The sequence below is a fragment of the Nitrosomonas sp. genome (assembly GCF_021731985.1).
In the GTDB taxonomy this organism is placed as follows: domain Bacteria; phylum Pseudomonadota; class Gammaproteobacteria; order Burkholderiales; family Nitrosomonadaceae; genus Nitrosomonas.
In genome coordinates this window covers 95169-101298 of record NZ_JAKFWH010000089.1, presented here as the reverse complement: position 1 = coordinate 101298, position 6130 = coordinate 95169, and the positions used below count along the sequence as shown (strand labels likewise).

Genomic DNA, 6130 nt, shown 5'->3' with positions numbered 1-6130 from the left:
TCTGGAGATTACTCGAACCTGAATTTGCAAAATATGATTTCAAATCGGCACCAAAATATTTTCTCTGCAATCCTCATCAATACTGGCTTCTATCGTTTCAACAGCTAATTTAACCGGACACTACTGAACATGAATGACTACTGATGAAAAATTTAAAAGGTAAAATGATTAAGTAACCGGGTTTTGGGTGTTAGATCGATGGATTGAGTTCCAACTCCTTTAATTAGAATGAACGGGTAATTGTACTGATTGTATCCAACTCGTCGAACAGATAAAGCTTTTTGCTGTTTGGGCGGGTAGTGAAGATCCAGGATGGTAGAGAAATACTTCGCATCTTATATTGCCGGATGTCATGATGTCAGAGAGGGATGGTATAACAACACGGATCACTTTTGGAAAATTCCACAGGCTGATGAGATGTTCCTGTTATATTGATGATTGCCAGGGTGCAAGTGCATTGAGTTACGCATACCATAAATCTGGATACATTGACTGTTTTCGCAAAACCATTTGATCCCATGCAGCAAATCACTGAGATCAAACAACATTGGGCACCATATTATGGAAAATAGAGTACACAACGAATTTCAAGAAAAAATGTGTTTGCTGGTTACCTCGTTTGCAGAGGAGTTGCCTGACAGAATTAATGAAATTGAAGTGATATGGAATAGACTGCGGATTGGATGGGATGCAACTGTTTTACAGGAACTTCATCGCGCAGTTCACAATTTGGTTGGCACTGGGAAGACATTTGGATTTCCGCAGCTGAGTGTTGAAGCGCATGCGCTGGAACAAATCCTCAAGAACTTAATGCAGAAATCGGCTTCAGCGGATGACCTGCAGTTAAACCGAATTTTGCAGCAGATTCTTGAACTGAAGAAGATTTCGGCTGAGAAGGAATCCAGCACTGTAAGCGATATTTCTCAGACAATAGTGGATGAGGATTCATTTTTCTCAGACCCGAATCCATCCAATTTGATTTTTGTGGTGGACGATGATGCTGAAGCGGCGCAGGAGCTTGCTTTGCAATTGCGCTATTACGGCTATGAAGTGGAAGTGTTTAATCATTTAGATAAATTTCGGATTGCCATAAAAGATAAACCCAGTGCCATAATTCTCATGGAAACGGAATTCCCTGAAGACGAAATGGGGGGTATTCATGTTATGGAAGAGATTCAACGGGAATTGACACAACCTGCACAAGTCATTTTTATTTCAGTACATGATAATATGGATTACCGGTTGGGGGCGGTTCGGGCTGGCAGTGTTGCGTATTTCACAAAGCCATTCAATCCTGTCGAGTTGATTGGTCAGCTTGATTTGATAACAGCGTCACAGATTCAGGATTCTTTTCGCATATTGATGGTAGATGACAGTCCGGCGGTACTTTCTTACCATGCCGCGATACTTGAACAAGCTGGAATGGTTGTGAAGGCAGTGACGGAATCCATGAACCTGATGGCGGTGTTGAGTGATTTTAATCCGGATCTGATCCTGATGGATCTGTATATGCCGGGCTGTAATGGTATTGAACTGGCAAAAGTTATCCGGCAGATGGATGGTTTTGTGAGCACTCCCATTGTTTATCTTTCTTCTGAGAACGATTTCAACACGCAATTTGAAGCGCTGAGTCTGAGCGGTGACGATTTCCTAGTTAGACCCATTGATCCCAGACACCTGGTTTCGGCGATCACATCGCGCGTAATGCGTGCACGTTCTTTACGCTCTTTGATGGTACATGACGGTTTAACAAGTTTGCTCAATCATACAGCGCTTAAGGAAGAGTTAGTGCGTGAGGCCGTGCGTTCCATTCGATTGGATACACCGATGTCATTTGCTTTGGTGGATATCGATTCCTTCACAAAAATCAATAATAAGTATGGACATGCTGCGGGTGATCGTGTGATTAAGAGCCTGTCTAGACTGTTAAAGCAGCGGTTGCGTGGAACAGATATTATCGGGCGATACGGTGGCGAAGAATTCGCTGTCATTATGAATGATACCGATGCCGCATCAGCTGCAAAAGTGATTGATGAGATCCGCAATGTGTTTTCGCGCTTACTACATCTGAGTCAGGATGAGGAATTCTCGGTCAGTTTTAGTTGCGGGATAGCGGATCTTGCCCATTTTCCGGATGCTGCAAGTCTGAGTGAAGCTGCAGATAAAGCGCTTTTTCAGGCTAAACAAAGAGGGCGCAATAAAGTTGTTGTTAATACAGATGATTGAATTCGCTTAATCAGCCTATTGAAGTTCGTTTGAATCGTTTAAGGTTTGGGGTCATCGCTTCGGGTACGCAGCAGACGAGGCGGGTGAGTGCCTGTATTTGTTGCAAATTGTTGCTTGCTGAAAGCAGCGCGTGATTGCGGATCAGGATCAATCGCCTTGAGTGCCTCGATGATGGTAACACGCGGTGCCAGACCGGCAGCGTTGGCCACTTGAATGGAAAGCCCCGGGCGTGCATTGAGCTCAATAATCATGGGGCCTTGGTCTCTGTCCAACACAATATCCGCACCCAGGTATCCCAGGCCAGTCATTTCATAGCAAGCGGCAGCCAATTGTAAGAGTTTGTCCCAATGCGGAATGACTAATTCTGAAAAAGTCTTACGTGTATCCGGGTGGTGTAAGACTGGCTCACCATACTGCACAGCATGTAACGCATGACCTGTACCCATGTCGATTCCAACCCCTACCGCACCCTGATGTAGATTGGCTTTGCCATCGGAAGCATGAGTTGTGAGCCGTAGCATGGCCATAATGGGATAACCGCAGAGTACAATAATGCGCAGATCAGGAATGCCTTCATAACTATAGTCAGAAAAAATCGGATCAAGTTGTATTAACGATTCGATCATGACGTTATCGGGCTTGCCACCTAAGCTATGGAGACCGCTCAGAATATTCGATACATGCCGCTCGATATCTGCCAGTTGTATCGCATCTCCGCTAGGTTTAAAGTAATGATTATGATCATGTTCGTTAATCACCAAGATGCCTTTTCCACCACTGCCTTTCACTGGTTTGATAACGAACTGGGCATGCGGGCGGAGTATTTCTTTAAGCGATTTGACATCATGCTGGTATTCCACGGTGCCAAGTAATTTGGGCACGGTGATGCCAGCTTTTTGTGCCAGCAGTTTGGTTTTTAGTTTGTCGTCAACAAGCGGGTATAAATGGCGCGGGTTATAGCGGGAAATCAAACCAAAATTTCTCTGATTCATTCCGATGATGCCAAAACTCCTGAGTTTCTTAGCGCTTGCCAGTAACATCGCGTCTTTCCAGAGCATGAAAACGATATAGCTCGAATAACCGGTAGCCGGTATATTGTCCAAGAATCAGGATGAGCGCCAGATTGACCAGCATCAGTTCGGGAAAGTTAAAGGTTAAATATTCAATCGTCCGGTTGGTCATAAACAAATAAGCAATAACCGCTGTTAACAGGCTACCGCCCCCCTGGATAAGGACTTCTCTGGGGCCATCTTCTTCCCACAGAACCGACATGCGCTCAATGGTCCAGGACAGAATGATCATCGGGAAGAAAGTTACCGTCATGGCCTGATCAATTCCGAGTTTATTACTGATGATACTGATACTTGCCATAATTGCGATCACCACAATGATCACTGCCGAGATACGCGCCACAAACAGCAGGTTTAAGCTTGATAAGTAAGAGCGAATCAACAATCCTGTGCCAACGACAGTCAGAAAGATGATGATACCGGTTAGCAACGTGGTTTGTATCAGCGCTAATGCGATCAAGATCGGCATAAAGGTGCCGGAAGTCCGTATACCAATCAGCAGGCGCATAATGACAACAATCAATGCGCCGATCGGTAATAATAAAATCATTTTGAATGCATTTTGTTGTTCGATCGGTAAGCTGTAAATAGAAAAATCGATCAGCCCGGCTTGCTTACTGATGCTGTCACGTACAGCGAGATTTCTGGTTGATTGGGTGCTTTTTATGATCGAGAAGGAAATTTTTGAATTCTTCCCTCCGATGACATCCAATAGAGACTGATCGCCGCGTTGCCAAACCAAGAAATTCTTGGGTTTCCCACTTTCTCCGGTATTCTGGTTAAACAAAAGCCATTGACCGCCTATGTAAACTTCCACAAAGTTGGCAAGCGACAGCCTTTTTCGGCCCTCATTCAGATAGAGTCCACGAACAATATGTGCACTAATTCCTTCTGATGCCAGTAAATTAATGATTAAGTGGGTTTTATAATCTTCGCTGGACTGGTCATTGAGGAGTAAGCGTTGATTCTGATCAGGGGTATTGGAGTTTAAAGTGCTGATCAACTCTCGGGTAAAGATTTCAGTATTAGCGGATTTGCTGCGAACTTGATCCAATAATGTGATGGCTGCGGTCTTAAGTACGCCATCAAACTCGGGTTTTTCCGGTTCCGCTGGAAGATCTGCTGCGGCAATGGGTGGCTGAATGAACTGATCCGTTTCATACATGCTCAAGCGGTAATAAGCTGTTTGAGGCCCTGATGCCGTTCTTTTGCTCCATTGTGCGCGCCGCCCTGCTGCAGAAGTTAATTCACTAAACCCATAGCCGGGTGAAGCAAAGTCTTCTTCCATAAAGACAACATTGGGCGTTTGCGGGGGGAGTGCGAACGAGACGATAACGGGATCACCGCGTGCGATGAAATCGATTTTGGCTTCAATGGTCCAAACTGATTTCTTGTCATCGGGCGATAATGGGAATCCCAGAGCAAAGTGTTTATATAAAATCAGACCTATGCCAAGCCCCATAATCAGAAAAACTAAAATATAAAGTCTCAATTTGGGGGACATTACCTGAGATCGCCTTGTTTTACTTTTTCATTCCTGGCAGTCGTATATTTCTTGCTGACGTCCACGATTGCGAGATCACGTAATAAGTTGCGTCCTATCAGAACCTGATTTTTGAGTTTGCTGCGATCCACCAGCGTAAAATTTATTTGTTCATCAATGTCGGCGATCACGACGCGCATTCTGACCACCGGGCGATTTTGTGATTCTTTGTTATTTAATTCCTTAACGCGCGCATAGCGACGCAGGCGTCTTGTGATTTCAGTTTTTTCTCCGGTTTTTGGATTGATGACATTAAATCGCACGTGCGGTTTGCCATCCCGCTCGAATTCAACAATATCAATCGCATTCAGTGAGGATGTCTGAGCGCCGGTGTCAATCCGCGCGTTGAATTCCATACCAGGAGGATCCATATATACTTTTTCAATACGGCCTAATAATGTTCTGGAATCGGGGGCAAGATGAATTTTCTCAACACCGCCGGATACCGTCCGGGTATATTTCGCGGTTGGTTTGTCTTTTTGGGTAATTGCAGCCGGGGTCAGATCGCTGATCGAATCACATAAACATTCAGTGGTTTTGGAAGGAGAAGCATTTTCTTCTTTGTTGTTTAATTGATTATTTTCTAATGCTTTTTTTTGTTCTACCAACTCGGAAAATAATGTTACGAGTTCCGATTCTCTGGCGTTGATCGCAGCCTCTCGCTCTGAGAGACCGCTCATTTTTGCATTGCAAGCTGATAGCAAAAAGAGCGCGAGAACAAGGGCTAAGCAGTTGCGGAAAATTTTTATGATAGGAAGTTGATCCATAAGTATTCTTTTTTGTGCATGGAAGCATTAATAGGATTTGAAATACTGTCAACTGTAGCTTACTTATTTATCTTGTGTGAAATATCTCTACGGGTTATTTTAATTCAAAAGACAGTGTTTGATTTTTGTAGGTGCAAGCATACCGGTGAATTTCCAGGCAGTGTGAAGTAATCGTGATTTGATAAGTGCCAGGCACTTCATCTTTACTATCAAACTTAAATTCAAAATGACCTGCCGCATTACTTGAATAGGATTGATCAACTGCCATCGTGCCATCGGGGCGGATCAGTTTGAAATTAAGCAAAACATCGGGGGTCGGCTGCGCATTGTAGTCTACCCGTCCATGCAGAATAACCATGTCTCCGGCTTTAAATTGTGTTGGAGGATCGATCAGAACAGGTTCTGAGATATGCGTTGCAAATGAGTTTTGTATCACACCACATAAAATGAATAGCAATGCGAAAGAAATGCTGTGAGTTTTTTTTGCGGCCATCATAAAATTAATAAAAGTTGATTGTAATTGT

At 43.9% G+C, this 6130-nt stretch carries 5 protein-coding genes; 1 reads left to right on the top strand and 4 read right to left on the bottom strand.

Annotated elements, in window-relative coordinates; translation table 11 throughout:
• Positions 1 to 561 precede the first annotated feature (561 nt).
• A complete protein-coding gene (locus tag QZ942_RS13605) occupies positions 562 to 2226 on the top strand; it encodes a diguanylate cyclase (protein WP_292996546.1) in 1665 nt (554 codons plus the stop codon).
• 38 nt (positions 2227 to 2264) lie between these two features.
• On the opposite strand, the gene QZ942_RS13600 is transcribed toward QZ942_RS13605, so the two are convergent.
• The 4 genes from QZ942_RS13600 to QZ942_RS13585 all read right to left on the bottom strand — a co-directional run bounded on the left by QZ942_RS13600 (position 2265) and on the right by QZ942_RS13585 (position 6099).
• Entirely contained in the window at positions 2265 to 3266 is a 1002-nt protein-coding gene (locus QZ942_RS13600; protein WP_292996544.1) for an alpha-L-glutamate ligase-like protein, read from the bottom strand.
• Positions 3247 to 4800 (bottom strand): inactive transglutaminase family protein, encoded by a 1554-nt coding sequence (locus QZ942_RS13595; RefSeq protein ID WP_292996542.1) that lies wholly within the window; start codon positions 4798 to 4800, stop codon positions 3247 to 3249. The genes QZ942_RS13600 and QZ942_RS13595 overlap by 20 nt, the downstream gene beginning before the upstream one ends.
• Entirely contained in the window at positions 4800 to 5519 is a 720-nt protein-coding gene (locus QZ942_RS13590) for a RimK/LysX family protein (protein ID WP_292996540.1), read from the bottom strand. The genes QZ942_RS13595 and QZ942_RS13590 overlap by 1 nt, the downstream gene beginning before the upstream one ends.
• 181 nt (positions 5520 to 5700) lie before the next feature.
• The gene (locus QZ942_RS13585) at positions 5701 to 6099 is read right to left on the bottom strand and encodes a hypothetical protein (RefSeq protein WP_292996538.1); all 399 of its coding nucleotides are present in this window, start codon (positions 6097 to 6099) and stop codon (positions 5701 to 5703) included.
• Between the last annotated feature and the right edge of the window lie 31 nt (positions 6100 to 6130).